Source organism: Flavobacterium kayseriense (assembly GCF_014305095.1).
Lineage (GTDB): Bacteria > Bacteroidota > Bacteroidia > Flavobacteriales > Flavobacteriaceae > Flavobacterium > Flavobacterium kayseriense.
In genome coordinates, this window is the sequence record NZ_JACRUI010000001.1 from 1425491 (window position 1) to 1450249 (window position 24759).

Annotated in this window: 27 protein-coding genes; 18 read left to right on the plus strand and 9 right to left on the minus strand. The window is 33.4% G+C overall.

Annotated elements, in window-relative coordinates:
• Positions 1–129 precede the first annotated feature (129 nt).
• Positions 130–648 carry a shikimate kinase gene (locus H8R22_RS06185; RefSeq protein ID WP_187008439.1) on the plus strand — a complete coding sequence of 173 codons (519 nt, stop codon included), beginning with the start codon at positions 130–132 and terminating at the stop codon, positions 646–648.
• Here the strand turns inward: H8R22_RS06185 and H8R22_RS06190 are convergent.
• Both H8R22_RS06190 and H8R22_RS06195 read right to left on the minus strand, forming a co-directional pair.
• Positions 640–1140, minus strand: a complete 501-nt coding sequence (locus tag H8R22_RS06190; protein WP_187008438.1) for a phosphoribosyltransferase domain-containing protein — start codon at positions 1138–1140, stop codon at positions 640–642. The two genes, H8R22_RS06185 and H8R22_RS06190, sit on opposite strands and share 9 nt — an antisense overlap.
• Before the next feature lie 36 nt (positions 1141–1176).
• Entirely contained in the window at positions 1177–1566 is a 390-nt protein-coding gene (locus H8R22_RS06195) for an RNA-binding S4 domain-containing protein (protein WP_187008437.1), read from the minus strand.
• Positions 1567–1644: 78 nt separating this feature from the next.
• Here H8R22_RS06195 and H8R22_RS06200 point away from each other — a divergent pair, with 78 nt between their 5' ends.
• Positions 1645–2658, plus strand: coding sequence for an FKBP-type peptidyl-prolyl cis-trans isomerase (locus H8R22_RS06200; RefSeq protein ID WP_187008436.1), 1014 nt, complete (start codon positions 1645–1647; stop codon positions 2656–2658).
• Between the two features lie 176 nt (positions 2659–2834).
• Here H8R22_RS06200 and H8R22_RS06205 read toward each other — a convergent pair whose 3' ends face one another.
• Entirely contained in the window at positions 2835–3788 is a 954-nt protein-coding gene (locus H8R22_RS06205) for a transketolase family protein (protein WP_187008435.1), read from the minus strand.
• Between the two features lie 85 nt (positions 3789–3873).
• Entirely contained in the window at positions 3874–4722 is an 849-nt protein-coding gene (locus tag H8R22_RS06210; RefSeq protein WP_187008434.1) for a transketolase, read from the minus strand.
• Between the two features lie 197 nt (positions 4723–4919).
• On the opposite strand from H8R22_RS06210, the gene H8R22_RS06215 reads away from it, so the two are divergent.
• From H8R22_RS06215 to H8R22_RS06225, 3 genes are all read left to right on the plus strand, one after another.
• Entirely contained in the window at positions 4920–5501 is a 582-nt protein-coding gene (locus H8R22_RS06215; RefSeq protein ID WP_187008433.1) for a Crp/Fnr family transcriptional regulator, read from the plus strand.
• Positions 5502–5604: 103 nt separating this feature from the next.
• Positions 5605–6120 carry a hypothetical protein gene (locus H8R22_RS06220; RefSeq protein WP_187008432.1) on the plus strand — a complete coding sequence of 172 codons (516 nt, stop codon included), beginning with the start codon at positions 5605–5607 and terminating at the stop codon, positions 6118–6120.
• A 22-nt stretch (positions 6121–6142) separates the two neighbouring features.
• Entirely contained in the window at positions 6143–7237 is a 1095-nt protein-coding gene (locus H8R22_RS06225) for an alkene reductase (RefSeq protein WP_187008431.1), read from the plus strand.
• 150 nt (positions 7238–7387) lie between these two features.
• Here H8R22_RS06225 and H8R22_RS06230 read toward each other — a convergent pair whose 3' ends face one another.
• The 4 genes from H8R22_RS06230 to H8R22_RS06245 form a co-directional block, all read right to left on the minus strand.
• Entirely contained in the window at positions 7388–7699 is a 312-nt protein-coding gene (locus H8R22_RS06230; RefSeq protein ID WP_187008430.1) for a rhodanese-like domain-containing protein, read from the minus strand.
• A gap of 10 nt (positions 7700–7709) precedes the next feature.
• On the minus strand, positions 7710–7988 hold the full coding sequence (locus tag H8R22_RS06235) for a rhodanese-like domain-containing protein (protein ID WP_187008429.1): 279 nt from the start codon (positions 7986–7988) through the stop codon (positions 7710–7712).
• Positions 7989–8184: 196 nt separating this feature from the next.
• Entirely contained in the window at positions 8185–8610 is a 426-nt protein-coding gene (locus tag H8R22_RS06240) for a DUF1003 domain-containing protein (protein WP_187008428.1), read from the minus strand.
• Positions 8611–8666: 56 nt separating this feature from the next.
• Positions 8667–9224 carry an RBBP9/YdeN family alpha/beta hydrolase gene (locus H8R22_RS06245; protein ID WP_187008427.1) on the minus strand — a complete coding sequence of 186 codons (558 nt, stop codon included), beginning with the start codon at positions 9222–9224 and terminating at the stop codon, positions 8667–8669.
• A 160-nt stretch (positions 9225–9384) separates the two neighbouring features.
• Here H8R22_RS06245 and H8R22_RS06250 point away from each other — a divergent pair, with 160 nt between their 5' ends.
• Both H8R22_RS06250 and H8R22_RS06255 read left to right on the plus strand, forming a co-directional pair.
• The gene (locus H8R22_RS06250; RefSeq protein ID WP_187008426.1) at positions 9385–10221 is read left to right on the plus strand and encodes an alpha/beta hydrolase; all 837 of its coding nucleotides are present in this window, start codon (positions 9385–9387) and stop codon (positions 10219–10221) included.
• Between the two features lie 103 nt (positions 10222–10324).
• Positions 10325–10789, plus strand: a complete 465-nt coding sequence (locus tag H8R22_RS06255; protein WP_187008425.1) for a hypothetical protein — start codon at positions 10325–10327, stop codon at positions 10787–10789.
• A 79-nt stretch (positions 10790–10868) separates the two neighbouring features.
• Here H8R22_RS06255 and H8R22_RS06260 read toward each other — a convergent pair whose 3' ends face one another.
• The gene (locus tag H8R22_RS06260) at positions 10869–11939 is read right to left on the minus strand and encodes an L-dopachrome tautomerase-related protein (protein WP_187008424.1); all 1071 of its coding nucleotides are present in this window, start codon (positions 11937–11939) and stop codon (positions 10869–10871) included.
• Positions 11940–12419: 480 nt separating this feature from the next.
• Between H8R22_RS06260 and tgt the strand changes: the two genes are divergently transcribed.
• The 11 genes from tgt (at position 12420) to H8R22_RS06315 (ending at position 24741) form a co-directional block, all read left to right on the plus strand.
• Positions 12420–13550 (plus strand): tRNA guanosine(34) transglycosylase Tgt, encoded by a 1131-nt coding sequence (gene tgt, locus H8R22_RS06265; RefSeq protein WP_187008423.1) that lies wholly within the window; start codon positions 12420–12422, stop codon positions 13548–13550.
• 113 nt (positions 13551–13663) lie between these two features.
• Entirely contained in the window at positions 13664–14752 is a 1089-nt protein-coding gene (locus H8R22_RS06270) for an LptF/LptG family permease (RefSeq protein ID WP_187008422.1), read from the plus strand.
• Positions 14739–15629, plus strand: coding sequence for a DMT family transporter (locus H8R22_RS06275; RefSeq protein ID WP_187008421.1), 891 nt, complete (start codon positions 14739–14741; stop codon positions 15627–15629). Before H8R22_RS06270 ends, H8R22_RS06275 begins: the two co-directional genes overlap by 14 nt.
• 113 nt (positions 15630–15742) lie before the next feature.
• Positions 15743–17674, plus strand: a complete 1932-nt coding sequence (locus H8R22_RS06280) for an LTA synthase family protein (RefSeq protein WP_187008420.1) — start codon at positions 15743–15745, stop codon at positions 17672–17674.
• Positions 17675–17887: 213 nt separating this feature from the next.
• Positions 17888–18841, plus strand: coding sequence for an acetyl-CoA carboxylase carboxyltransferase subunit alpha (locus tag H8R22_RS06285; RefSeq protein WP_187008419.1), 954 nt, complete (start codon positions 17888–17890; stop codon positions 18839–18841).
• Positions 18842–18980: 139 nt separating this feature from the next.
• Complete coding sequence (gene dnaB / locus H8R22_RS06290; RefSeq protein ID WP_187008418.1) at positions 18981–20525, plus strand: replicative DNA helicase; 1545 nt, start codon at positions 18981–18983, stop codon at positions 20523–20525.
• Between the two features lie 142 nt (positions 20526–20667).
• On the plus strand, positions 20668–21042 hold the full coding sequence (locus tag H8R22_RS06295; RefSeq protein ID WP_187008417.1) for a hypothetical protein: 375 nt from the start codon (positions 20668–20670) through the stop codon (positions 21040–21042).
• 9 nt (positions 21043–21051) lie between these two features.
• Positions 21052–21696: a hypothetical protein gene (locus H8R22_RS06300; RefSeq protein WP_222616875.1), complete on the plus strand. Its 645-nt coding sequence runs from the start codon at positions 21052–21054 to the stop codon at positions 21694–21696.
• On the plus strand, positions 21686–22477 hold the full coding sequence (locus H8R22_RS06305; RefSeq protein WP_187008416.1) for a sensor histidine kinase: 792 nt from the start codon (positions 21686–21688) through the stop codon (positions 22475–22477). The genes H8R22_RS06300 and H8R22_RS06305 overlap by 11 nt, the downstream gene beginning before the upstream one ends.
• A gap of 3 nt (positions 22478–22480) precedes the next feature.
• Entirely contained in the window at positions 22481–23146 is a 666-nt protein-coding gene (locus tag H8R22_RS06310; protein ID WP_187008415.1) for a response regulator transcription factor, read from the plus strand.
• Between the two features lie 329 nt (positions 23147–23475).
• Positions 23476–24741 (plus strand): asparagine synthetase B, encoded by a 1266-nt coding sequence (locus H8R22_RS06315; protein WP_187008414.1) that lies wholly within the window; start codon positions 23476–23478, stop codon positions 24739–24741.
• Positions 24742–24759: the final 18 nt, after the last annotated feature.

The following is a 24759-nucleotide window of genomic DNA, read 5'->3' on the forward strand; positions in this document are numbered from 1 at the left end:
AGCATATTCTTTCCTTGAATGCGGGTGCAAATATAAGAACTTATTTTTAATTTTTCCAAGCATTTTTATTATAAATTTGTCTTTTTTTATCAATATATCTTAACGTATTAATTTATAAGGTTTTATTCAATGACAAAAATTGTATTATTAGGCTATATGGGATGCGGTAAGTCGACAATCGCTAAAAAATTGTCTCAACTTATCAATATTCCCTTCGTAGATCTCGATCAATATATCGAAGAAAAATTAAATTTATCAGTTAGTGCTATTTTTGAACAACGAGGCGAGATCTATTTTAGAAAAGTAGAGCATGAATCATTTGTTGCATTATTATCGTCTCCGGACTCAATTATTATTGGTTTAGGTGGAGGAACTCCTTGTTATGCTAATAATCATGAGTTACTAAAGCAGGAGGGTGTGCTGTCTGTTTACTTGAAAGCTTCGGTTGCTACCTTATTTAAAAGATTATCTCTTAATAAGAGTAAAAGACCGCTTATCGCAAATAAAACGAATGAGCAAATGGAAGAGTTTATCGCAATGCACGTTTTTGAGCGCAGTTTTTACTACAATCAGGCAAAATTTATCGTGACTGTAGATAACAAGACTGTGGATGAAACTGTGAGAGATATTAGTACACTACTAGCTTAAGTATGCATGACTTGTGTTATTGTCCTCAAATACTACTTGAACGTGTTCTAATAGAGAGGTCGATAAGGATATTCCTTTAAAATCGGCCTTTACAGGATACTTTTTATGATTTCTATCTACAAGGACCGCAGTCTTGAATTTTTTTAATGGAACGTCTAAGAAATGACGCACAGCATATATTAAAGTCGTTCCTGAGTTTAAAACGTCATCTATTAGAATTAATCCTTTGTCTTTGTATTGTTCACATGTTAAAGAGGTGGTAATAGGTTGCTCCGGATTTTGTTTGTCTACTTTTACTTCACACAGTAAGATCTTCAAGGATGATATCGATTCCAATTCTGAAGCTATTTTTTGGGCAAAGATAAAACCATTAGAAGCTATGCCAGCCAAAACAATTTCTTGCTCATCAATGAACGTTTCGTAAATTTGATAAGCAATTCTTTTTGTTTTGTGCTGTATTTCTTGATTGCTTAGTATGATGTTTTTGCTCATGAGTTTCTTAGTTTCAAGGTTGTATTATAATGGTAATCAAAAATCGTCTTCTTCAGTTGTAATTTCGTTTCCGAATTCGTCGATATCTCTTCTGTCTTTTTTAGTTGGTCTGCCCGTACCATTTTTACGATAGTGCTCTTTTGATAGCTTTAATAATTCTAAATGTTGATAGACTTCAGCAGGAGTGTCATTACGCCTGTATATGTCTACAAGTTTTGCACTAACTCTATTATCAGGGATGTCAAGGACGGTGATTATTTGCGTTATCTGATCCTTTCTAAAAGTGATTTTATCCGTTGGGAATACCTCCTTAGAAGGCTTTGCCACATTTCCGTTTACCGTAACATGATTTTTTTTACAGGCTTCAGTAACCATGTTTCTGGTCTTATAATATCTAACGCACCATAAATATTTATCTATTCTCATAAAATTTCTAAAATCAGAGTTAAATTGTTTACAAAAATAAACCAATATTGTATCTTGCGCACTTAAAAATCAGCAATAATGAACAAATTTAGGTATTATTTTATTTTATTAATTACAACCCTCTCTTTATTTTCGTGTTCTAAGGACGATAGTATTACAGTGCAGCCCCTTAGAGATTATCAAGAGCAATTTACAGCTGACAATATTGTTGTTGAAGAATATTTGAATTCTTATTATATGACTGTAACTAATAATTCAGGTCAACCGGATGATCAGGATGTTGAGTTTACAAAGATACCAGCAAATGGAATGCAGCCATCGATTATGTCGTATTTGAATAAAAGTACTTTTCCTAAATTGTTAAAAAGAGATGTGGCTTATAATGGTATTACCTATAAAATGTATTACTTGGTGCTAAGACCTGGTAGCGGAGAATCACCATGTAATGTTGATGGTGTTTTAGCTTCTTATAAAGGTACTTATTTGCAAAATAGTACAGTTTCAGATGTGACTACATTAACAGCGACTTCTTTTGAAGACGTTTTGTATCCACAGCAATTTCTAAGTTTGTTCAATACGATTCCAGGTTGGGGAGAAATTTTTCCGCAATTCAAAACTGGAGATAGTCCTATTTCTAATGCTGACGGAACGGTGACCTATAATAATTTTGGAGCGGGTGTCATGTTTATTCCTTCGGGATTGGCATACTATGCTTCGGGTTCTAACTCTATTCCTAGTTATGTTCCTTTGATTTTTAAATTTAAATTGTATGCAGTACAAAGATTAGATCAAGATGGTGATGGGATACCTTCTTACCTAGAGGATTTAGATGGAGATGGATATATGTATGGTTATTTTAATACAACTGCCTATCCGACAACTCCTGCTGATATTATTCGTTATGCTGATGATACTGATAAAGATGGAATTCCTAACTTCTTAGATGTTGATGACGATGCAGATGGAGTAAGTACATTAAAAGAAATTACAGCTACTAATGGATCGATAATTCCTTTTAATAATATTCCTAGTTGTAGTGGTAATACGACCGACCCTTCAAGAATAAAAAGACATTTAGTCAAGTGTAACTAAACAATAAAATATTATTAAGAAAAACTCATCTCGAATCGACTGATTTAAGATGAGTTTTTTTATGCTTGAAAATATTTAAGTTAACAAATGACATCTACTTTTAGGAGTTTCAGTAATAAATAAAGCCATTAACAACAATAGGTGTTAATGGCTTTATTTTTATTTGAGCAAAAGAATTATTTTCTCTTAATAACTCTTTCTACTGCTTCAACAATGGCTTGATTGTTCAGTTTGTATTTTTCCATTAATTGGTCTGGTGTTCCAGATTCTCCAAAACTATCATTAACCGCAACAAACTCTTGTGGAGCTGGTTGGTTTAAGGCTAATACTCTAGAGATGCTTTCGCCAAGACCTCCAAGGATGTTGTGCTCCTCAGCTGTAACTATACATTTTGTTTTAGCCAATGATTTTAGAATTGCTTCTTCGTCTAATGGTTTAATAGTGTGGATATTGATTACTTCTGCAGAGATTCCTTTTGCTTCTAATGCTTCGGCAGCAATAAGTGCCTCCCAAACTAAGTGTCCTGTAGCCACAATAGTTACATCAGTACCTTCGCTTAATAGGATTGCTTTACCTATTACGAAAGGCTCATCTGCAGGCATAAAGTTAGGTACAACTGGACGTCCAAAACGCAAGTAAGCTGGACCATGATGATCAGCAAGTGCTAGTGTAGCTGCTTTTGTTTGGTTGTAGTCACAAGTATTTATTACAGTCATTCCTGGTAACATTTTCATCAATCCTATGTCTTCTAGGATTTGGTGTGTTGCTCCATCTTCTCCTAATGTTAATCCTGCGTGTGATGCACAGATTTTTACATTTTTATCAGAGTAAGCTACTGATTGACGTATTTGGTCATACACTCTTCCTGTAGAGAAGTTAGCAAAAGTTCCTGTAAAAGGAATTTTACCACCAATAGTTAATCCTGCTGCGATTCCAATCATGTTTGCTTCAGCAATTCCGATTTGGAAAAAACGCTCTGGATGATTTTTTTTGAAATCATCAAATTTTAATGATCCAATTAAATCAGCACAAAGGGCAACAACATTTTCATTCTTTTGACCTAATTCAGTCATTCCCGCTCCAAAACCTGAACGAGTATCTTTACTTCCTGTATTTGTATATTTTTTCATTCTTTTAAATTCAAAGATTTAAAAATTTAATAATTGAAAGATTTTGAATGTTGTTTCAAAATTTACAATTCAAAATTTAAAATTATTAGTAATCGCTTAAAGTTGATTGATTTTGAGCTAATGCATTTTCTAGTTGTGCATCGTTAGGTGCTTTACCATGCCATGCATGTGTGTGCATCATGAAGTCAACTCCGTTACCCATTTCAGTATGTAATAATACACAAACTGGTTTTCCTTTTCCAGTTCTAGATTTTGCATCATTCATACCGGCTAAAATAGCTTCTAGATTGTTTCCTTCTTTAATGTCAATAACATCCCAGTCAAAAGCTTCAAACTTAGCACGGATGCTTCCCATTGCCAGAACTTCATCAGTAGTTCCATCAATTTGTTTTCCGTTTAAATCTACAGTAGCAATAAGGTTGTCTACTTTTTTAGCAGATGCATACATGATTGCCTCCCAGTTTTGCCCTTCTTGCAATTCACCATCACCGTGAAGTGTGTAAACTAAATGATTGTCGTTGTTTAATTTTTTTGCTTGAGCAGCTCCAATAGCTACAGATAAACCTTGTCCAAGTGAGCCAGATGCGATTCTAACCCCTGGTAAATTATCATGAGTAGTTGGGTGACCTTGTAATCTCGTGTTGATTAAACGAAATGTAGCTAATTCAGAAACTGGAAAATAGCCACTTCTAGCTAAAACGCTGTAGAATACTGGAGAGATATGTCCGTTTGAAAGGAAGAACAAGTCTTCGCCAATTCCGTCCATTTCAAAACCTTCTTTGCGCTCCATCAAGTTTTGGTATAAAGCTACTAGAAATTCAGTACAGCCTAGTGAACCTCCAGGATGTCCTGAGTTTACAGCGTGTACCATTCGAAGAATGTCTCTTCTTACTTGGATAGTTAAATCGTTTAATTGTTGTGTGTTAGGCTTCATTTTATATGTAAAAGTTAAACTATTGCAAATGTAATTTTTATTTTGCCGTAAGACAAATGAATTTCAATTTAGTTCTTCAACATTGAGAGCGTAAATACTATTGAAGACAGCGCATAATTTGGGTGTCAAATAGAAAAGTAGTGTACTTTTATAAACCTAAAATTTTTAATTATAGTTCTAATTATTACCTTGCAATTATGTATGAACAATTAGCTAAAAGTATTGGAGAAAAAGTTACTTTGTCCATCGAGGAATTTGAACTTTGTAAAACCTTTTTTATTCCTAAAAAGTTACGTAAAAAACAAACCTTACTATTGGAAGGCGATGTATGTTCGTACAATGCTTTTATCGAAAAAGGAGTTTTAAGATCCTATTCTACTGATGATAAAGGGAATGAACATACCATGCAATTTGCATTTGAAGGCTGGTGGATTAGTGATCTCTCTAGCTTTTTGTTAGGAAGTACATCTACTTATACAATTGAAGCTATTGAGGATTCAGAGTTGTTGTTGCTCACTTATGCAGCTCGAGAGGAATTGATGGACCAGGTACCCGTTTTTGAAAGGTACCAAAGACTGCTTTTGCAAAATGCATTTATTGCCTTACAAGGTCGAGTTAATTCCGCTTTGAATGCTTCTGCTGAAGAAAAATATACGAAGTTAATGATTTCGTATCCTGACATTATTGCGCGTGTTCCCCAGCATATTATTGCTTCATATCTTGGTTTAACCCCAGAAACACTGAGTCGAATTCGAAAACAAATCAACCTTCGAAAATAATTAGCCTTTTATTATCTTGATCTAGATCAATGTCATTTCTTATTCCACCTCAAGGAGATGAGTTGCTTCCTTGTTTTAGCTTTGCAATATCAAAATCAAAGAAATGCAAAACGTAAAAACAATTGCTGTAATAGGGGCTTCAGATAAAAGAAATTTTGCTGTACTTAATGAGTTAGCCACTCGCTACCAACTGTTATTATTTGATAGTAACGAAAAAGCACTTGCTGAAATTTATCAGAGTCTTCTTGTTCAAAATCGGTATGCTGCTATTGAGCAAATGCCGTGTGCAATTAATGCTAGCTGGGAAGCTGATATTATTATTCTATCCGGTTTGTGTATCAATGATGTTGAGGTAGTTCAAAAAATAAAAAACGTAGCTACTGCTAAAACAATTATCATTATGGAAAACGATGATGAGTTTACAAGATCAATAAACTACCAAGTAAGTTTTGATCTAATTTTTCCACATTCTAAAATAGTAGAAGTTATCAATTTGAACTCTGATGAAACTGCCGACAAAGAGTTTTTACTAGAAGGACACGATGGCTACGCCTTAGATACAGTTTCAAGTATTTTTGAAGGAATTGGTTTTGTCACTTATGTTTCACAAATAAATTAATAGAATTTTTAAATAAAAAAGTATGAGCAAGATCACTTTATTACAACCCTATACATATAAGAATACCACCTATAACAACCGCATGGCAATGGCACCAATGACAAGAAGCCGAGCAGGTAATGAAGGGAATTTAGCAACAGAACAAATGGCTATTTATTATGCAGACCGAGCTGATGCAGGTCTATTAATTACAGAGGGAACAGTCGTTAGTAAAAAAGCAGTTGGGTTTATCAATGTGCCTGGGATTTACAGCAAGGAGCAATCCGAAAGTTGGAAGCAAGTAACTCAGGCAGTTCATGATAAAGGAGGAAAGATATTTGTTCAATTATGGCATACTGGTCGATTGTCACATCCTGATTTGCATGATGGAGAATTACCTCATGCACCATCAGCAATTAATCCTGAGGCTAAAGCATATGTGGCAACTGGATTTATTGACACGGTTACTCCTAAAGAAATGACAATTGCTGAAATTAAAGAGACTATTTTAGATTTTAAAAATAGTACTATAAATGCTGTAGCGGCTGGTTTTGATGGTGTAGAGTTACATGCTGCCAATGGTTATTTGTTTCATCAGTTTTTTAATGCGTCGTCAAATACCCGTACGGATGCATATGGTGGTAGTATCGAGAACAAAGCGCGTATTTTATTTGAGACTCTGGATGCTTTAAAAGATGTTATTGATTACTCAAAAGTGGGAGTACGTTTAAATCCATCTATGCATGGAATACAAGGGATGACAGTGGATAAAGAAACTATAGATACGCACGAGTACATTGTAAACAAATTAAATGACTATGGTTTAGCTTATTTGCATTTAACTGAGCCTTTTACTGATGTTACGGAGGTACCTTATGCTGTAGCTGAAATCGCAAAGCACTTTAGACCTTTATATAATGGGCTTTTAATGATTAATAAAAGTTTCACAAAGGAATCTGGGAACAAAGTGATCGAAGATGGTTATGCTGATATGGTTGCTTATGGAGTTCCATTTATTGCTAATCCAGATTTAGTAGCTCGTTTTGAAAAAGAGGCTCCTTTGAATGCGCCAGATCCCACTACTTTTTACACTTTTACTGAGAAAGGATATAACGACTATCCAAAAATGAATAGTTAAACAACACAAAAAGGATTTTATAAATGCGATCAATTTTTGCCCTACTAGTATTAGTGATGCAATGCACAAGTAGCATAAAAAAATGAATCTCATTGAAAAAAGAAAGCCCAACTATATGTTGGGCTTTCCTATTTTTTAGAATTTACCTTTTTACAATTTGTTTTGTAAACTACTCCATCCACCACCATTATATACGGTAGTAAAGCCATTCGATTTTAAGATGCTTTTTGCCGAGGCGCTCCTCATTCCTGACGCGCAACATGTAATGATTACAGTGTCTTTCTTTAACTTTGATATGTGGCTTGAGAGCTCGTTCAAAGGGATGTTCATAGATTTTTTTACATGACCTTGCTTATATTCTGCAGGACTACGAACATCAACTATAATGGCACCTTGTTTTATTAATTCGGCATAATTTACAGTAGGTCCGAATCCGAATAACTTTTTAAGTATGTTGATCATTGTTTTCTTTTTATTTTGATTTAAGATAATTTACGTCAAGCCATGATCCACCGTTGTAGCATTCTATTCCTTGCTGTGAAAGAAAATGTTGAGCTTGTCCGCTGCGATTTCCCGAAGCACAGCATAGAATTAAGGGCGCTTTTAGATTTTTTATTTCCTCGATCCTTTCTGGAATTTCATTCAGCGCAATGTTAATAGAACCTACTACATTTCCTCCCATAAATTCTCCATGAGAACGAACATCTACAATAGTTCCTTGATTTTCTTTTATTATTTTTTCTATATCCATTATTACATTAAATAAAGTTATTTACTACTAATCTTTTTTGATTCTACTTATAACAAGTACAAATTTAATACAATAATCAACTACTAACAGTAACTATTGTTACACAAGGCTTTTTTGTACTATGTAAAAATTAATAATGATTGTTTAGATTCTCCTCAGTGTGATTCTAGTAATTTATTTTATTTTTAAAACTAGATCAATCATTTATGGATTTCTTCTCCATTTGCTCTAGCATTCGTATAATTTTATCAAGTTTGTCCGCTTCTATAGAATTTAATTTAGAGGTTAGCGCTTCGATCTCGAGTTTTGCATCAATGTTTGTTTGATAATCAGCTTGTGCTTGAGCGCGATCTCTTTCATTTTGGCGGTTTTGAGACATCATGATTATAGGAGCAGCATAGGCTGCTTGTGTAGAAAAAAGTAAATTAAGTAAAATAAATGGATAAACATCCCAATGCTTCACATAGGCTATAAGGTTCAGGATCATCCAAAATGCTACTAGTACAGTTTGGATTATTATAAAGCGCCACGAACCCATTCCTTTTGCTACAGCATCAGCAAGTCTGCTTCCAAATTCTAATGTTTCAAAATGTTTTTGATGCCAATTTTTTGTTTTACTCATAATACTGGATGTTATACTGTATAAGTTTTTGTTTTATTTAAACGCAAAAAAGAAAGCTAGTACTTGTTCGCTTTTATTTCTTGCAATAATTCATTTAAAAGTGTTTGCCCTTCTTGCCATAGTTCTAATTGAGAAGCAGCATTCAGATGTCCTTTGTTGCCTACGTTGTGAAACTTGCTATTCCATTTTTCGGCAAGAAATTGTGCTCTGCTTAAATCAATATAAGGATCATCAGCACTAGTTACAACCACCGATGGAAAATTAAGTTTAGTTACTGGGATAGGAGCGAAATTCCATGTCTCAACGGGTGTATGCGTATGCGAGTCTACGTCTGCAGGAGCAACGAGTAATGCGCCAACGACGCTATTAGTGTAATGTGTTTGAGACCAATGGGCGACTAAAACTGTGGCTAAACTATGAGCGACCAAAATAATTGGGCCATCAATTTGTTGTATTGTGCTATCTAAATTTAAAAGCCAATCGGCTAGCATGGGTTGATTCCAGTCTTTTTGCGTCACTTTTTGCGCATTACTAAAGTGTTCTAACCAATGGTTTTGCCAATGTCCAATAGATGAATCGCCTAGTCCAGGAACAATTAGAAGTGTGTAGTTCATTATTATTTTAAAATAGATTACCTAACATACAAAGCTAAGCATTATCCAAAGCCCTTTTTTATATAATTTTGATTGTTGCTATCTATTGGTGATAAAGTTGTATTTTTTATTTGTTTCAAAGTCAAAAAGCTATTAAAATCTTATCTTTGATAAAAAATCTATGCGCAATTTTTCTGCTTTAATGTTCGTTCTTTTGATCTTTAGTTTCTTAAGTTGTAGTAGTAAGAAAATAAACAATGTGAGTTACTTATCTACTTCAATTGTAAAAGAAAATAATTTACCTAAACTAAATATATTTGTTCCAAAAAAGCTAAAAGCTAAAACTCCTATTTTGATTTTCGTACACGGAGGAAATTGGAATAGCGGTAATAAAGATACGTACAATTTACTAGGTCGTAACTTTGCTAAGAAAGGTTTGATTACCGTAATTCCTGATTATACAGTAAGTCCCAACGCAAATTATGACGAAATGACTCAAGAAATAGCTGCTGCAATAAAATGGGTGCAGTCCAATTTTAAGAAGTACAACGGCGATGTAAACCAAATCTACCTTACGGGACATTCAGCAGGAGGGCACCTTGCAGCTTTAGCAGTGATGAATCCTAAATATGGAGTAGATGAAAAAAGTATTGCAGGAATTATATTGAATGATGCTGCTGGATTGGATATGAAAAATTACCTAGAGCAATATCCGCCTACTACAAAAGACGATTACTTAGCTACTTGGACAAATAGTCCTGAGAATTGGAAGGACGCATCTCCAATTTATTTTTTAAATAAAAACACGCCTCCTTTTTTAATTTATGTTGGAGATAAAACTTATCCGTCAATTACAGTTGCCAATGACCGATTTTTAAAAGCCTTAAAACCGTTTCAGCCCAAAGTAGAGATAATTCAACTTAATAAAAAGCATGTTCCTATGGTGACTCAGTATTTTTGGCCTTTCAGCGACCGATTTGATGAAGTAATTAATTTTATTAATTCTCAGAGAAAATAATTTTTTGTTTTTTAAAAGCAGGGTAGGGTAAAAAGCTTGTCGATTGTCTTATTAATAGAGATACTTAAAATTAATAAGTTTCAAACATTAAAAACGAAAAGTCATGAAAACAATTCAAGCCTTATTTTTATTGAGCGCTCTTAGTCTTTATTCCAATATTGAGGCTCAGGCGACTAAAGTGAATTCTACAAGTCAAGTTGAAATAAAACAAAATAGCTCCTATTATCAACAAAGAGCAAGAGAAGATGCTCAGCACGAGCAAGAGTTTAAAGCGAAAAGCAAAAAAGAAGAACGTGCTTTTTGGAAAGAGCAAAAAGAATATGAAAAGAATTTAAAATCTGAAAATCGAAGAGCTTACAAAGTGTATATAGAAGCGAAGAACGACGCTTATGCAACACATTATCATAGTTGTAATGGTGATTGTTATCATTCAGATTACTATTATCAAAATGCAGGTTATTATTACTACGGTTATCGTGAGCCACGTTATCACAATACTTCAAGCAGAACTACTATCAACACTAATGTTGGCGTAAGCACGCCACGAGTAAAGTTAGGTTTGTTCTAAATAATTAAAATTTCATAAAATAAGAAACCGCTGGTAAGTAAGTTTACCAGCGGTTTTGTTATTAAAATAGCTTCCTTTTTTAAATTTTAACTTTATTAAGAGTAAAAGTCATTTTGGAAATGTCGCTACTAACTTCATTTATTCGGGAATTTGTATAATACAAATAACCGTTATAAAAACTAAATGTATCAGCCCACTTAACTTTTTCGCCTTCCACGAGAGTTTTAATATTTCCGTCTATAGTTCGAGACATGATTTTGTTATTCTCCAAATCGGCAAAGTAAAGAGTCCCTTGATCGTCAATTATCATTCCATCTGGAGCTGCTGTTTTTGCTACAAGCTTAACCGCTGCTTCTATATCTTTTTGGTTTTCTGTGGCAATTATATTTGTAGGAACGCTATAGAGGCTGTAACCTGTAAGCGCATGATAGTATAGTATTCCGTTTTTTGAATCAAGAGCAATACCATCAGAATGAATCGTGTTTTCCCATTTTTTATCGCCAAATGTTAAAAATGCTTGTTCTGCTTTTGTAGAAATGTGATTGTCTAAAACTCTAGTTGTTTTGCCAGAGTTAATGTCAATTATTATCAGTCCGGCTCTGCCAGAATCAGTACAGTAGATTTTGTTGTTATTCTTATCGACTCTTAAATCGTTAATATAGGAATTTGAGTAGTAACTTCCTTCATCTAAAATATAGGTCTTTGCTAGCGTATTGTCGTTAAGGTTAAAAACAAAAATCCTAGGCGCATCTAGTACAGCACCAAATAGTGGACTACGTGTGTCTAAAACATACAGTTTGTCTTCAAATGCAACTACAGATTGCACGCCGACGAATTTTTGGTTTTCAGCTGGGCTTCCTATTTCCCACGAATTCCATTCTTTATTTGGATATGGCGTTTTTTTATCCTCATTTCCAATTTCCATAACGGAGTTTTCGACGCCTTTTCTCCATCTGGGAAAGTTAACAAATATTCGTCCCGCTCCACTTACAGTAACACCAGTTAACTGTTGACCGGTAAAAGAAGTAACTTCTTGTACCTGATTAGTTAAGGAGTCGGTATGCATAGTAGTATCCTCTGTTGTTTTGACTGTTTCTTTACAAGAGTAAGTAAGCAGTAAGATAAAGCAGCCACAAATAATTTTTTTCATATGATTTGGATTTTGAACGAACGGTTTAGTGTAGTCTTTAAATTTGAGTTTTTATGCAAAGAGTATGAAGGCAGGTCTAAAATTAGCTTCGTCTGTAATTATCTTTTTATAAAAATCTAAAAGTAAAACGTACTCATCATTATTGTATTGTAAATGTAAAAACAAAAATAGGTTTTATGCTAACATAGCGGAAAATAGTTAAGGTTTCAAAAATGTGAAATTAAATTAAAATAGAATTTTTAAATTTCCGGTTTTATTGAAGTTTTTGATTTATCAAATTCGAATTAGAACGGTTCATTAATTTGGTATCAAACGTATCTAAGCTGAATATAGAAACTAATTTGTGAAGTGAGTTTATCTATTTACTTAAGTGGGATAAAATGCATTTGGTGCTATTTCCTAAAACTTATTTAATTTTTGCTGGTAACTAATTTTCAAATTAGCTATTTATCCTATCTTTGCCCACTGAAAAAAGAAGCTATGAAGTTTGATTTATTAAAAAAAGACCCTTTATCTAAAGCTAGAGCGGGAAGTATTACAACAGATCACGGAGTTATTGAAACTCCGATTTTTATGCCTGTTGGTACTGTAGCGTCCGTAAAAGGAGTACATCAACGAGAATTAAAAAACGATATAAATCCCGATATTATTTTAGGAAACACCTATCATTTATACTTACGTCCTAAAACTGAAATTCTTGAAAAAGCAGGTGGGTTGCATAAATTCATGAACTGGGATCGTAACATTTTAACAGATTCAGGTGGGTATCAAGTATACTCCCTATCGGCAAATAGAAAAATCAAAGAAGAAGGTGTAAAGTTTAAATCGCATATCGATGGATCTTACCACTTTTTCACACCTGAAAATGTAATGGAAATTCAGCGTACAATAGGTGCTGATATTATTATGGCTTTTGATGAATGCACGCCTTATCCATGCGATTATAATTATGCTAAGCGTTCTATGAAAATGACACATCGCTGGTTAGATCGCTGCGTGAACCATCTTGAAAAAGTGCCTGTAAAATACGGTTATGATCAAGCATTTTTTCCTATTGTTCAAGGAAGTTGTTACAAAGACTTGCGTCAACAATCGGCTGAATATATTGCTAATTCCAATCAAGTAGGAAACGCTATTGGTGGTCTTTCTGTAGGAGAGCCTGCCGAGGAAATGTATGCAATGACAGAGATAGTATGCGAAATATTACCTGAAGACAAGCCACGATACTTGATGGGGGTGGGAACACCTATAAATATTTTAGAAAACATCGCCTTAGGCGTAGATATGTTTGATTGTGTTATGCCAACTCGTAATGCAAGAAATGGAATGTTATTTACAGCTAACGGAACAATCAATATCAAAAATAAAAAATGGGAGGCCGACTTTTCACCAGTTGATGAGATGGGAATCACTTTTGTAGACACCGAATATACTAAAGCATATTTGCGTCACCTTTTTGCAGCGAATGAATATCTAGGTAAGCAAATTGCAACAATACACAATCTTGGTTTTTATATGTGGTTGGTTCGTGAAGCTAGAAAACATATCTTAGCAGGAGATTTTAAGCCATGGAAAGAAATGATGGTTAAAAATATGAGTCAGCGATTATAAAGAATTATGTTTTAAGTTTTTTAGTTCAAATTTTAAAACTTGTAGTATGACTGAATTACTTTTCAATTCTTAAGCTTTGAACTTTTAGACCTATAGTTTTTTAAACTTTTTATATGCTAACAATAATAGATCGATACATCTTAAAAAGATACCTGGCAACATTCGCTGCGATGTTGTTGATGTTTATTCCTATAGGGATTATTATAGATGTTTCAGAGAAAATCAATTTCATGATTGAGAATAAAATTCCTTTTCTTGATATTGCTATTTATTATTATCATTTTACCATCTATTTTGCTAATAGTCTATTTCCTATTTTTCTGTTTTTATCAATCATCTGGTTTACGTCGAAATTAGCTAACAATACAGAAATCATCGCTATTTTGAGCTCTGGTATTTCGTTCACTCGATTTCTAAGACCCTATATTATCGGGGCGACCATTGTTTCAATTTTTGTTTTAATAATGGGGTTTTACGTAGTGCCTGTATCTAGTGAAGGTTTCAATAATTTTAGATACACCTACTTAAAGACAGGTGGAAAGGAGTTAATGCGTGGAAAAAACACAGATGTATACCGTCAAATTAATGACAATGAATTCCTGTATGTTAACAGCTTTAATACAGCATCTAAGGTGGCATTTAATTTTGCTTTAGAGAAATTTGAAAAAGAGAAATTAGTGTCAAAAATTACTGCTAGTAGAATTAAATGGAACCCGGAGGACAGCACCTATACGATGTACGATTATACTAAACGAACTGTTGGTGTGCTAGGCGATAAAATAGAGAAACAACCAGAGAAAAAAACCAAGTTTAGTTTTGACCTTGAAGATTTAACACCAGTTGTTTATATAGCTGAAACATTGACCTTAAATGATTTAATTGCCTTTATCGATAAGGAAAAGGCGAGAGGTTCTTCTACTATTAATACTTACATGGTTGTCTTTTATAAAAAGTTTAGTCTTCCAGTATCTGCATTTATATTAACCATCATAGCTGTGTCTGTTTCAGCAATGAAGCGTCGAGGAGGTATGGGAATGAACTTAACGATTGGAATAGCTGTAGCGTTTGGTTTTGTCTTTTTTGATAAAATTTTTGGCGTATTAGCTGAAAAGTCAACCTTTTCCCCTTTCATAGCAGTATGGTTTCCTAATTTAGTTTTTGGTCTATTAGCTATATTTTTACTACGTAATGCAAAACGATAATCTCAAGAGTTATTTAAACCTACATTTAATTGTTTTTATTTGGGGTTTTACAGCAATATTAGGTGCTTTAATTACAATCACTGCTGATGCTATCGTTTGGTATCGAATGTTTTTTGCAGCAGTTTTTTTAGCACTTTTTCTTATTTATAAAAAAACATCGTTCCGTATTCCTTTACGCTCTTTTCTCAAGCTAATCTTTGTTGGTTTACTTATAGCGTTGCACTGGATATTTTTTTTCCATGCGATACACGTCTCTAATGTGTCGATCACATTATCGGTTTTTTCATTGGGTGCTTTTTTTGCTAGCATTTTAGAGCCTTTATTTTACGGTAGAAAAGTGTTATGGTATGAGGTATTCTTTGGACTAATAATTATCGCTGGATTAGCAATGATTATGAACGTTGAGGTAAACTATTTTGCTGGAATGATGTATGCTTTGGTTTCTATAATTTTGGGAGTTTTATTTACACTAATGAATGGTAAATTGATTGAGAAGCATAATTCTGCAGTTATTTCATTTTATGAATTCCTCGCAGGAGTATTTTTTATCTCGATATATTATTTGTTTGAAGGTAAGTTTTCGGTAGCATTTTTTACACTTTCCCCTAATAATTGGATCCTTATTTTAATTTTGGCCTCAGTTTGCACTGCTTATGCTTTTACTGCTTCTGTAAAGGTTATGGAGAAATTAAGCCCTTATACCGTTATGTTAACCACTAATTTAGAGCCCGTTTATGGTATAGTATTAGCGTATTTTATCATTGGAGGCAAAGAACAGATGAGTACTTCATTTTATATTGGTGCTGTAATTATAATAATCACTGTTATCCTAAACGGAATAATTAAGCACAAGCATAAAAAGGCGTTAGTAACCTAATTATGAAACCAGAACCTTTGCTTTCGAACTAAGTAAGGGTTGTCTCTATTTATGTATTTTTTATGAATTCATTATAATACCTTTGCCCAGTTTTATTAATTAAAAATCACAAAATGCAAAAACACTTGCGCCTCGACGAGTTCAAAGTTTTAATCTATAGGCTTTCTTTGGCTTATCTATTTTATTTTATTGCTCGTGTATTGTTTTATTTTTATAATGCTGATTTACTTAGAGTTGATTCGGTATCTGACTTTTTATCATTGAGTTATTATGGCTTAGCTTTTGATACCACTGCCATTCTATATGTGAATGTTTTATTCATTGTGTTTTCTATATTTCCGTTATGGCGAAACACTAATCAAGGATATCATAAGTTTCTTTTTTATCTTTATTTCGGGTCTAATTTAGTAACATATGCTACTAATTTCATTGATTTTATTTATTATAAGTTCACCTTTGCTAGAACAACATCGGCAGCATTAGATGTCTTGGAACATGAAACAAATAAAACCAAATTGTTTTTGAATTTCTTACTAGAATATTGGCATGTGTTTATATTATTCGTACTGTGTTCTATTGTTTGGGTGTATCTCTATAAAAAAGTCACTGTAAAGTCATTTAAACCTACGAAGTGGATACCTTATTTTAGCTTTTCAATAGTTAGTTTTTTATTAACTGCTTTATTAGTCATAGGTGGTATTAGAGGAGGGGATTTTAAAAAATCTACTAGGCCCATCAATATGCTTGATGCAAGTAGGCATGTTAAAAATATCGTTCATTCTGACATAGTATTGAACACCCCTTTTGCTATTTTTAGAACTTTGTTTACTAATGGTTTTGTAAAAGTGAAATATGAGGGAGTTAATCAGGAAGTGATAAATAAGCTTGTCCAGCCTATTAAAAGCTATCATAATAACCCTAAAACTAAACCTAATGTTGTTGTTTTTATTTTAGAAAGTTATGGACGAGAGTATATAGGTGCTTTTAATGAAAAAGCAAATATCCCAAATTATAAAAGTCATGCCCCATTCCTTGATTCCTTAGCACAGCATAGTATGGTTTATACGAATGCTTACGCTAATGGAAGACAATCTATTCATGGGATGTCGTCAGTATTAGCAGGAATACCTTCATTTAAAGACGCCTTTACTTCATCACCATACCCAAAACAAAAAATTGAGTCATTGGTTTCTACTCTGAAAAGTGAAGGATACGACACTTCGTTTTTCCACGGTGCTGCTAATGGATCGATGGGATTTTTAGGTTTTAGTAACATATTAGGAATAGATCATTACTATGGTAGAACAGAGTTTAATGATGATTCGCAATTTGATGGTTTTTGGGGTATCTGGGACGAACCCTTTCTTCAGTTTATGAAAAACACTTTGGACAAGAAGAAAACACCTTTCTTTGCAACAGTTTTCACAGTCTCTTCACACGAACCTTATAACATTCCTAAAAAGTATAAAAATCGCTTTAAGGAAGGTGGCGTACCTATTCATAAATGCGCTGAATATACTGACTTCGCGCTCAAACGTTTTTTTGAGGAAGCGAAAAAGAAACCATGGTTCGATAATACCATTTTCGTACTGGTTGCTGACCATTGTAATCAAATATATTATGATGAATACCAAAAACCAATTAATCGGTATGCTGTTCCAATTTTGATTTACAAGCCAAATAGTGAGTATGTTGGTGTAGACGATCAGTGGGCGCAACAAATAGATATTTACCCAACAATTTTAGATATGATTGGTTATGATAAACCTTTTAGAAGCTGGGGACGAAGTCTATTAGATAAAGCAACTACGGAACCTTTTGTAATTAATTCTACAGGAACAATTTATCAATTTGCAAAAGGGAATTACATCTGTACTTTTGACGGTAAAAAAGTACTTGGGTTCTATGATAAAGATGATAAGGCGCTGAAGTTTAATTTGATCAAAAACAGAAATAAAGAAATGGATCAAATAGAATTAAGTTGTAAAGCTTTTATCGAAGATTACATGAATAGAGTAATAGATAAAAAATTAGAAACAAAGTAATTGCTTGCTTTTACCATCGGTGGTTAGATTGTATAGAAGTGACTTTAATTTTTAGTATAGCCATTTTGTTTCAATCTAGAAGACGGCAATAAAAGTTTATCAAATACTAATTTTTGAAGTCAATGAGTAGTTAAATTAAAAATAAAGAGGTGCAAACGATTTAATATTTTATATTTGCAGTTCCGAATAAAAAAAACAAAACGCACAAATCCTATGGAATATTTAGATTTTGAGCTTCCAATAAAAGAGCTAGAAGAGCAATTAGATAAGTGTCTAGTTATTGGTCAAGAATCAGATGTTGACGTTACAAATACTTGTAAACAAATCAATAAGAAGTTAATTGAAACCAAAAAAAATATTTATAAGAACTTAACAGCGTGGCAACGTGTTCAGCTGTCAAGACACCCTAGCAGACCTTATACTTTAGACCATATTAAAGCACTTTTTGGCGAAACTTTTCTAGAGCTTCACGGAGATAGAGGTTTCAAAGATGATAAAGCGATGATTGGTGGTTTAGGTAAAATAGGCGGACAGTCTTTTATGATCATTGGTCAACAAAAAGGGTATAACACTAAAACACGTCAGTACCGCAACTTTGGTATGGCTAATCCTGAGGGATATCGTAAAGCGTTGCGCTTAATGAAAATGGCAGAGAAATTTGGTATTCCAGTAGTAACTTTAATCGATACTCCAGGTGCATACCCGGGATTAGAAGCAGAGGAGCGTGGGCAAGGGGAAGCGATTGCTAGAAATATTTTTGAGATGGTACGTCTTACTGTGCCTATTATTACGATTATCGTTGGTGAAGGTGCTTCAGGTGGTGCTCTAGGAATAGGAGTTGGAGATCGTGTATATATGTTAGAAAACACATGGTATTCAGTAATTTCTCCAGAATCTTGCTCTTCTATTTTATGGAAAAGCTGGGAGTACAAAGAACAAGCTGCAGAAGCTTTGAAATTGACTTCTTCTGATATGAAAAAGCAAAAATTAATTGATGATATTATACCTGAGCCACTTGGTGGAGCTCATTACGATAGAGAGACTACATTTAAAACGGTAGAGCATTATATTCTAAAAGCATATGATGAGTTGAAAGACTTATCAACAGCCGACTTAATCTCTCAAAGAATGGATAAGTACACTAAAATGGGTGAGTTTAAAGAATAACTGCTCAAAACACTATATCAATCCGAAGCCCCACAGTTTCGGATTTTTTTTTGGTTATAAACAAAATAGCTGTATTTATAAACAAATATTTGTAATAACTCAAGAGTGATTTTTTTTAAAATTATCTTACTTTCGCTTCATGGAAAATTTCAAAAATATAAACCCGGTCAAGGTAGATAAATCTACTATTATTAGCCTCGAAAAAGGGAAATTACAACCGCAAGCTATAGAGCTAGAAGAGGCAGTTTTAGGTGCCATGATGATTGATAAAAAGGGTGTTGATGATGTAATTGATATTTTACAACCGGATGCGTTTTATAAAGAAGCGCACAAACATATTTTTGAAGCCATAGTTCAATTATTTACAGATACTCAACCTATTGATTTATTGACGGTATCATCTCAGTTAAAAAAGAACGCCAAGTTAGAATTAGCTGGCGGCGATTTTTATCTAATTCAATTAACGCAAAAAATATCTTCATCTGCCCACATCGAATTTCACTCGAGGATAATTTTACAAAAATTCATCCAAAGAAGTTTAATTCGAATTTCAACAGAAATAATCGAAGACTCGTATGATGAAACTGCAGATGTTTTTGATTTATTAGACAAAGCAGAATCGAAATTATACGAGGTAACTCAAGGTAATATCAAACGTAGTTCTGAAACAGCCCAAAGTCTAGTTCTACAAGCTAAAAAACGAATCGAAGAAATAGCAGGTCAAGAAGGTTTAAGTGGTGTTGCAACTGGTTTCGATAAATTAGACAAATTGACCTCAGGATGGCAACCAAGTGATTTAATTATTATTGCCGCTAGACCTGCGATGGGAAAAACCGCGTTTGTACTGTCCATGGCTAGAAATATGGCTATTGATTTTAATATGCCTGTGGCCTTGTTTTCTCTTGAGATGGCATCTGTGCAGTTAATAACCCGTTTAATTTCCTCAGAAACGGGATTGTCTTCAGAAAAACTGCGTACGGGTAAATTAGAGAAACATGAATGGGAACAATTGAGTACCAAAGTGAAGAATTTAGAAAAAGCGCCATTATTCATTGATGATACGCCTTCTCTTTCCATTTTTGATTTAAGAGCAAAAGCGAGACGTTTAGTTTCTCAACACGGAATCCGAATTATTATTGTTGACTATTTACAGTTGATGACTGCAGGTGGAAATAGCAAAGGTGGAGGAAATAGAGAACAAGAAATTTCTACAATATCTCGAAATCTTAAGGCATTAGCAAAGGAGTTAAATGTGCCTGTAATTGCACTTTCTCAGCTTTCGCGTGCTGTTGAAACGCGTGGATCAAGTAAACGACCTTTACTGTCCGATCTTCGTGAATCAGGAGCGATCGAACAAGATGCAGATATCGTTTCGTTTTTATATCGTCCTGAATATTATAAAATTGACGAGTGGGATGACGACGAAGCTTCGCCTACCGCAGGTCAAGCAGAGATAATGATCGCAAAACACCGTAATGGTAGTATCGAAAACGTGCGTTTAAAATTTATAGGTCATCTTGGTAAGTTTGATAATCTTGATGATTATGGTAGTGGTTACGATGATTTACCTTCTTCGATGAATCAAGACGAAAATGCATTTATAACTAAAAATTTGCCTTCAGCTCATGATGCTTTTGGTAGTAATTTAAACGATGACGATGATGATAATGAAATGCCATTTTAATTTAGGTATAGCAACAGTGTTGTTTTAAAAGTAATTGTAGCATTTGCATAATTACATATCTTGATATGTTTAATAATATAAATTTGTAGATTAGCCGTTCGTGTTGTTTATTTATTAATATCAATTATTTAAATTTAAAAAAATGGATAAAGAAAATGCTCCTCAAGATGTGGCAATTCCCTTAAAAATTGCAGAGACATGGACTAAGAACTACAGAGAAGAGTTAGATTTTGATGCTTCAAAAAAAAAGGTTAATTCCTATCTTATACCGAGGGAAACTTTGGAGATGGTTCTAAAGTTGAATACAAATAAAGTTAGAGCCTACATAGGAATAAATGACGACAAGCTAAGCACGCTGATTTTTGTAGGAGCAGAGTTGGAGACAGCGACAGGTATATACCGTGATGTCTTTGGTTCTCAATCAATTATTCAGGGAGAAGATGAGAGTCCAGTTGTTTATGATTTTTCTGAACCAAGTCCTCCGCATACAGGAGACACTACCAGTCCTTTAAATTAAAACCATATTTTGCATTATACAATTATAAATATCGGATATGCCTTATTGCTGCTCAATGTAGGATTGTATTTAAAAGAGTATTCCAAACAGGAGAAAGCTTTTAAAATATTCTCTATTTATCTAGTTTTTACAGTTTTAATTCAAGTAGCTTCAAAGGTAGTAACCAATTTTGGTCAGGAAAACCTTTTTTTATCTCATTTCTATTTTATAGGCCAGTTTATGGCTTTGAGTTTGTTTTTCAAAAGTTTATTTTTATCCAAGAAACAAAAGAATATATGCGATTGGATTATGGGGAGTGGCTTGTCTATACTCGCAGTTCAATATGTTTTAGATCCAGCGGTTTTTTTTAAATTCAACTTGTTCGAAATATTTGTAACTTCTTTTTTAATTCTCGCTTTAGCGTCCATGCATCTATACAACTTATTGACAGAAAGAAAAGTTTTTTACTATTGCACAATTGGTATACTGTTGTATCTATCCGGAAGCACAATTCTGTTTTTTGTAGGTAACTTAACGGCGGTTCTTAGTAAAGAGTATAGATTTTTACCGTGGACTTTGAATGCTACTTTAATCATTGTCTATCACCTCTTCATTTTATTCGAATGGAAGAAGTCATTTTATTTAAAGCAGTTAACTATTAAAAATGGGAATTAATAACTTGTACGAAAAGGAAATTATTACTATAATATTATATACTTCCTTGTTTTTCATAATTTTAGCGGCTGGATTAATATTGTTTTTTTTCTTCTCTAGAAAAAAAATCATTCAGAAGGAATTAGAGAAAAAAAATTTAGAAATACAGTATCAACGCGAGCAACTGCGTGCAATACTTATAACACAAGAAACAGAACGCAAAAGGATAGCTCAAGATTTACACGATGATATAAGCTCTAAGTTGAATGTTGTTTCGCTAAATAGTCATTTACTAAACAAAAAGAATTTAACAAGCGATGAAACTTTTGAAATATCAACAAATATAATCGAGTTAACTGCCAAGGCGCTGCAAAGTACTAGGAGAATAGCGCATGATTTATTGCCTCCAGTTTTAGATAGGTTTGGATTAGATGCTGGTTTAGATGAGCTATGTTCTGAATACAACGCTACTAATTCTGTTATCGTTACTTATAAAAACACGATCGCTTTTGAAGATATGGCAAAAGATAAAAGTTTGCATTTATTTCGAATAGTACAGGAGTTGATTAATAATTCTATTCGACATGGTAAAGCGAAGTCAATAGCTATTTCTTTCGAAATGATTGATGGAAGCAAAATATGTAACTATACTGACGACGGGGTTGGCTTCGATACTAATGATATTAGAAATCAAAACGGTCTTGGTATGAAAAACATACAAAGTAGAGTTGATTTTTTAAATGGATCTATCACAATTAAGTCAACTTATAATAAGGGTGTTGCTATAATTTTACATTTTTAAATTATGAATGATTCAATAAAAATTGTTTTAGTTGATGATGAAGTGCTCTTTAGAAAAGGAATATTATTTTTATTAGACAGAGAGGAAGATGTAGAAGTAGTGCATGAAGCTGCTAATGGGTTTGAATTGTTAACTTATTTGCAGGGTACTAAGGTTTTACCACACATTGTTTTGACAGATTTAAAAATGCCGGTACTTGATGGAGTGGAAGCAACTAAAATTCTTGCTAAAGATTTTCCTGCTGTTAAAATTATTGCCCTAACTAGCTATGATTCGAATTCTTTTATTAGAAATATGATTGACATTGGTGCTTCATCTTACATTGTAAAAAATGCTAGTCCTCAAGAATTAGTTTCAACTATAAGGGAGGTAGCGGATAAGGGATTTTTTTACAATGACAATGTATTAAAGATAATTCAAGATGATTCCAGTGTTAATACGAAAAATAGAAATACATTATTAAATCATTTTTTAACAAATCGAGAAGTTGAAATTTTACAATTGATTTGTGAACAGAAAACTACTGCTGAGATAGCTGATGTTTTATCTATCAGCCCACGGACAGTAGAAGGGCATAGGAATAATTTGTTACTTAAAACTGAATCTAAAAATATTGCAGGCCTAGTAGTTTATGCAATTCAAAATAACATTGTAAGAACATATAACTAATATTTTTAGGTTTTTAAATATTTAATAGCCATAACGTAATAAACAATTATGGTAATAATTAAAAGTAAGACACCTATTCTTTTTAACGTTGTCATTTTTGTATTTTGATGGTTAGGCTGTTTAGTCTACAAAACTATTGATAGTGCTAATTTATACATATCTCTCCACGTGAGTACGCGTATAAATACTTGATTTTTTAATTTATTATTGTAATCTGTACGGCAAAATTTGTTTCTTATTTCATAGTTTGATTACAAATTGGTACCTTGGTAAGTATTACGGTAAATTAATATGTTGTATTATTCTTTGTATATACTATTTAAAAACTCATGATCAATCTAAAAAAAGTCTTCTTTTTATTTTTATTTTTAAGTGCTACATTCGCTAGGGCTTCTTATATTTTGCTACCTATGGATGAGACTACTCAGCAAAATCATTTAAAAGCCTATGGAATTACGTTTTGGTGTTTGTCCAAGGAATACAAAGCGAGTTGGTTGCTTAATTATAGAGGAGGTTCATTTCTACTACCAGATGTACAAGAGATTAGAAAAGAGTGTCAAATAAGAGGGGTAAGCTTTGAGATTTTATCAGACACAGAACAAGAAAGTATTTTAAACCAAATTGCTAGTCCTTCTCAAAATATGGAATCTGTTGTTCTTGAAAAAGCACCAAAAATTGCAGTTTACACTCCTAAAGGTAAAATGCCTTGGGACGATGCTGTCACATTAGTTTTGACTTATGCTGAAATTCCTTTTACAGCGATCTACGACGAAGAAGTTTTAAGTGATCAGCTTGTTCTCTATGACTGGCTGCATTTACATCATGAAGATTTTACGGGACAATATGGAAAGTTTTTTGGCTCCTACAAAAATGTACCTTGGTATATTGAACAGAAAAAGGAAGCTGAAAATTTGGCTTCTAAGTTAGGCTTTAGTAAAGTTTCGCAAGAAAAAGGTGCTGTTGCAAACAAAATTAGAGATTTTGTAGTAGGAGGTGGATTCATGTTCGCCATGTGTTCCGCAACAGATAGTTTTGATATTGCATTGGCGGCCGATGGTGTCGATATATGTGAGCCAATGTTTGATGGGGATGCTAGTGAAGCTAATTATCAATCTAGAATAGATTTCAATAAATCTTTTGCCTTCAAAGATTTTATACTAGAACGTAGGCCCGAAAAATATGAATTCTCAGATATTGATATGACAGAGGTAAGGAAGCTTCCAATGGATAAAGATTATTTTAGTCTTATGGAATTCTCGGCTAAATGGGACCCTATTCCATCTATGTTGTGCCAAAATCATACTCAAATAGTAAAAGGTTTTATGGGACAAACTACTGCTTTTAACGCTGCCGTAGTTAAGTCTAATGTATTAATAATGGGGACATGTGAGATAAATGGCGAAGCCAGATATATTCATGGTCAAAAAGGTAAAGGTATGTTTACTTTTTACGGTGGGCATGATCCCGAAGATTATCAGCACCAAGTTGGTGATCCTACTACTATTTTAGATTTACATCCTAGCTCTCCGGGTTACCGATTAATTCTTAACAATGTTTTGTTTCCTGCTGCAAAAAAAAGAAAGCAGAAAACTTAATTTCGTATAACACATAAT

Bases quoted from the DNA above. Each gene is read 5' to 3' on its own strand.
- H8R22_RS06230 (WP_187008430.1), bottom strand. From the start codon at position 7,699: ATGATCAACATACTTAAAAAGTTATTCGGATTCGGACCTACTGTAAAT.
- H8R22_RS06215 (WP_187008433.1), top strand. From the start codon at position 4,920: ATGTATGAACAATTAGCTAAAAGTATTGGAGAAAAAGTTACTTTGTCC.
- H8R22_RS06210 (WP_187008434.1), bottom strand. From the start codon at position 4,722: ATGAAGCCTAACACACAACAATTAAACGATTTAACTATCCAAGTAAGA.
- H8R22_RS06185 (WP_187008439.1), top strand. From the start codon at position 130: ATGACAAAAATTGTATTATTAGGCTATATGGGATGCGGTAAGTCGACA.
- H8R22_RS06250 (WP_187008426.1), top strand. From the start codon at position 9,385: ATGCGCAATTTTTCTGCTTTAATGTTCGTTCTTTTGATCTTTAGTTTC.
- H8R22_RS06275 (WP_187008421.1), top strand. From the start codon at position 14,739: ATGCAAAACGATAATCTCAAGAGTTATTTAAACCTACATTTAATTGTT.
- H8R22_RS06195 (WP_187008437.1), bottom strand. From the start codon at position 1,566: ATGAGAATAGATAAATATTTATGGTGCGTTAGATATTATAAGACCAGA.
- tgt (WP_187008423.1), top strand. From the start codon at position 12,420: ATGAAGTTTGATTTATTAAAAAAAGACCCTTTATCTAAAGCTAGAGCG.
- H8R22_RS06255 (WP_187008425.1), top strand. From the start codon at position 10,325: ATGAAAACAATTCAAGCCTTATTTTTATTGAGCGCTCTTAGTCTTTAT.
- H8R22_RS06225 (WP_187008431.1), top strand. From the start codon at position 6,143: ATGAGCAAGATCACTTTATTACAACCCTATACATATAAGAATACCACC.
- H8R22_RS06315 (WP_187008414.1), top strand. From the start codon at position 23,476: ATGATCAATCTAAAAAAAGTCTTCTTTTTATTTTTATTTTTAAGTGCT.
- H8R22_RS06205 (WP_187008435.1), bottom strand. From the start codon at position 3,788: ATGAAAAAATATACAAATACAGGAAGTAAAGATACTCGTTCAGGTTTT.
- H8R22_RS06235 (WP_187008429.1), bottom strand. From the start codon at position 7,988: ATGGATATAGAAAAAATAATAAAAGAAAATCAAGGAACTATTGTAGAT.
- H8R22_RS06310 (WP_187008415.1), top strand. From the start codon at position 22,481: ATGAATGATTCAATAAAAATTGTTTTAGTTGATGATGAAGTGCTCTTT.
- H8R22_RS06295 (WP_187008417.1), top strand. From the start codon at position 20,668: ATGGATAAAGAAAATGCTCCTCAAGATGTGGCAATTCCCTTAAAAATT.
- H8R22_RS06220 (WP_187008432.1), top strand. From the start codon at position 5,605: ATGCAAAACGTAAAAACAATTGCTGTAATAGGGGCTTCAGATAAAAGA.
- H8R22_RS06280 (WP_187008420.1), top strand. From the start codon at position 15,743: ATGCAAAAACACTTGCGCCTCGACGAGTTCAAAGTTTTAATCTATAGG.
- H8R22_RS06260 (WP_187008424.1), bottom strand. From the start codon at position 11,939: ATGAAAAAAATTATTTGTGGCTGCTTTATCTTACTGCTTACTTACTCT.
- H8R22_RS06305 (WP_187008416.1), top strand. From the start codon at position 21,686: ATGGGAATTAATAACTTGTACGAAAAGGAAATTATTACTATAATATTA.
- H8R22_RS06245 (WP_187008427.1), bottom strand. From the start codon at position 9,224: ATGAACTACACACTTCTAATTGTTCCTGGACTAGGCGATTCATCTATT.
- H8R22_RS06190 (WP_187008438.1), bottom strand. From the start codon at position 1,140: ATGAGCAAAAACATCATACTAAGCAATCAAGAAATACAGCACAAAACA.
- H8R22_RS06285 (WP_187008419.1), top strand. From the start codon at position 17,888: ATGGAATATTTAGATTTTGAGCTTCCAATAAAAGAGCTAGAAGAGCAA.
- dnaB (WP_187008418.1), top strand. From the start codon at position 18,981: ATGGAAAATTTCAAAAATATAAACCCGGTCAAGGTAGATAAATCTACT.
- H8R22_RS06240 (WP_187008428.1), bottom strand. From the start codon at position 8,610: ATGAGTAAAACAAAAAATTGGCATCAAAAACATTTTGAAACATTAGAA.
- H8R22_RS06200 (WP_187008436.1), top strand. From the start codon at position 1,645: ATGAACAAATTTAGGTATTATTTTATTTTATTAATTACAACCCTCTCT.
- H8R22_RS06270 (WP_187008422.1), top strand. From the start codon at position 13,664: ATGCTAACAATAATAGATCGATACATCTTAAAAAGATACCTGGCAACA.